Genomic DNA, 3150 nt, shown 5'->3' with positions numbered 1-3150 from the left:
TTTGGTTGCGGGAGTAGGATTTGAACCTACGACCTTCAGGTTATGAGCCTGACGAGCTACCGGGCTGCTCCATCCCGCGTCCGTTGAGCGTTTGCCTTTATGTCAGGTTATGAGCCTGACGAGGCGATCGCGTTAGGCAAACTCTTTAGGAGAGTTTGTAGCGATTGCGGGGTGCTCGATCCCGCGTTTGTTTCCCGAGGGCTTTATGTTTTTGCGATCGGGATTTTGTTTGTCATCGTTGTTTGAGAGATGAAGTTTTATCGCTTCTTTCTAGGTTTGGCGGTGACCTACTCTCCCACGTCTTAAGACGCAGTACCATTGGCGCGACGGCACTTAACGGCCGGGTTCGGAATGGAGCCGGGTGTTTTGCTCGTGCTATGACCACCAAACCGAGGAAGAAGCGATGAAGTTCAAGTCATGCGGCGCTTGCCGCCTCCAGCATTGCGCTGGCGCGGAGCGTTCTACACTAAATTAATGCATGCTGTTTGATCGGATGCCAGAGGTCTGGCTTCTACCGGATCAAATCAAGCCAATCGGGCAATTAGTACTGGTCAACTGAACGCGTTGCCGCGCTTACATCTCCAGCCTATCGACGTGGTGGTCTTCCACGGCCCTCAAGGGATACCTAGTTTTGAAGGGGGCTTCCCGCTTAGATGCTTTCAGCGGTTATCCTGTCCGGACATAGCTACCCAGCACTACCGTTGGCACGATAACTGGTCCACCAGTGGTCCGTTCACCCCGGTCCTCTCGTACTAGGGGCAACTCTTCTCAAGTATCCTACACCCACGGCAGATAGGGACCGAACTGTCTCACGACGTTCTAAACCCAGCTCACGTACCTCTTTAAACGGCGAACAGCCGTACCCTTGGGACCTGCTCCAGCCCCAGGATGAGATGAGCCGACATCGAGGTGCCAAACGGTGCCGTCGATATGGACTCTTGGGCACCATCAGCCTGTTATCCCCAGAGTACCTTTTATCCGTTGAGCGATGGCCCTTCCACTCGGGACCACCGGATCACTATGGCCGACTTTCGTCTCTGCTCGACTTGTCAGTCTTGCAGTCAGGCTGGCTTCTGCCATTGCACTCAACGACCGATTTCCGACCGGTCTGAGCCAACCTTCGCGCGCCTCCGTTACACTTTGGGAGGCGACCGCCCCAGTCAAACTACCCACCACGCAGGGTCCCGGATCCCGATAAGGGACCGCGGTTAGACATCAAGCAGGCGAAGGGTGGTATCTCAAGGATGGCTCCACGAAGACTGGCGTCCCCGTTTCAAAGCCTACCACCTATCCTGCACATCACATGCCTGATGCCAGTGCGAAGCTATAGTAAAGGTTCATGGGGTCTTTCCGTCTAACCGCGGGTAGTGTGCATCTTGACACACAGTTCAATTTCGCTGAGTCCACGTTTGAGACAGCGGGGAGATCGTTACGCCATTCGTGCAGGTCGGAACTTACCCGACAAGGAATTTCGCTACCTTAGGACCGTTATAGTTACGGCCGCCGTTTACCGGGGCTTCAATTCGGAGCTTGCACTCCTCCTTTTAACCTTCCGGCACCGGGCAGGCGTCAGACTGTATACGTCGCCTTACGGCTTCGCACAGCCCTGTGTTTTAAGTAAACAGTCGCCACCCCCTAGTTTGTGCCCCCCACCCTCACTTGCGTGAGAATGGGGCCTCCTTCTCGCGAACTTACGGAGGCATTTTGCCGAGTTCCTTAAACGTGGTTCTCTCAAGCGCCTTGGTATTCTCTACCAGTCCACCTGTGTCGGTTTCGGGTACGGTCCGATAGTGGGGCTATTTCCAGGAACTGCTAAGCGGCCCACACAATCCGATAAGTGTGAACAACCCTCGCAATCCGTCACCACCACATGGCCCAGGAATATTAACCTGGTTCCCATCGACTACGCCTTTCGGCCTCGCCTTAGGGGCCGGCTTACCCTGCTCAGATTAGCTTTAAGCAGGAACCCTTGGACTTTCGGCGACAGGGTCTCTCACCCTGTTTGTCGCTACTCATGTCAACATTCTCACTTCTGATCACTCCACCGGATGCCTTACAGCCCGGCTTCACAGTCAGAACATTGCCTCCAATACTCCGAGAACGGAGATAAGGAGGCAGCGTTCTATATCACAGAACGCTCCGCTACCACGCACATCACTGTGCATCCAAAGCTTCGGCTCATGGCTTGAGCCCCGTTACATCTTCGCCGCAAGACCTCTTGACTAGACCAGTGAGCTGTTACGCTATCTTTAAAGGATGGCTGCTTCTAAGCCAACCTCCTGGTTGTTTTGGAAGTCTCACATGCTTTCCCACTTAGCCATGAATTGGGGGCCTTAGCTGTTGGTCAGGGTTGTTTCCCTCTCCACGACGGACGTTAGCACCCGCCGTGTGTCTGCCGATCAGTTCTTCCCGGTATTCGGAGTTTGCTTAGACTCAGTAAGGCTGTGGGCCCCCATCATCCATGCAGTGCTCTACCCCCGGGAGAATACAATCGACGCGCTACCTAAATAGCTTTCGCGGAGAACCAGCTATCTCCAGATTTGATTGGCCTTTCACCCCTAGCCACACGTCATCCGGACCCTTTTCAACGGGTGTCGGTTCGGCCCTCCAGTGAGTGTTACCTCACCTTCAGCCTGCACATGGCTAGATCATCTGGTTTCGGGTCTGATCCATCGAACTTATTCGCCCTGTTAAGACTCGCTTTCGCTACGCCTACACCTAACGGCTTAAGCTTGCTCGATAGACCAAGTCGTTGACCCATTATACAAAAGGTACGCCGTCAGAGCTCAAGGCTCCTCCGACTGCTTGTAGGCGTCCGGTTTCAGAAACTGTTTCACTCCCCTCGTCGGGGTGCTTTTCACCTTTCCCTCACGGTACTGGTTCGCTATCGGTCAGTAAGGAGTACTTAGCCTTCGAGGGTGGTCCCCCGATCTTCAGACAGGATTACACGTGTCCCGCCCTACTTAATACGTCCAATTGAACTTCCCATACGGGGCTGTCACCCGCTATGGCTGATCTTTCCAGATCATTCTGGTCATTCTCATGGCTCGGCTGGTCCGCGTTCGCTCGCCACTACTAGCGGAGTATCTGTTGATTTCCTTTCCTCCGGGTACTTAGATGTTTCAGTTCCCCGGGTTCGCTCTTATAACC

The 3150-nt window shown here is 54.2% G+C and carries 1 tRNA gene and 2 rRNA genes (1 of these 3 running past the window's edge); all 3 read right to left on the bottom strand.

Going from position 1 to position 3150, the window contains the following annotated elements:
- Nucleotides 1–2: 2 nt before the first annotated feature.
- Nucleotides 3–79, bottom strand: a tRNA-Met gene (locus BMI89_RS20425).
- 195 nt (nt 80–274) lie between these two features.
- Nucleotides 275–389 (bottom strand): 5S ribosomal RNA (rrf, locus tag BMI89_RS20420).
- A 131-nt stretch (nt 390–520) separates the two neighbouring features.
- Nucleotides 521–3150, bottom strand: a 23S ribosomal RNA gene (locus tag BMI89_RS20415) (it continues 204 nt past the right edge of the window).

Origin of the sequence: Thioclava sp. F36-7, from assembly GCF_002020075.1 — a bacterium.
In the GTDB taxonomy this organism is placed as follows: Bacteria; Pseudomonadota; Alphaproteobacteria; order Rhodobacterales; family Rhodobacteraceae; genus Thioclava; species Thioclava sediminum.
This window is presented reverse-complemented; position numbering and strand designations above follow the sequence as displayed.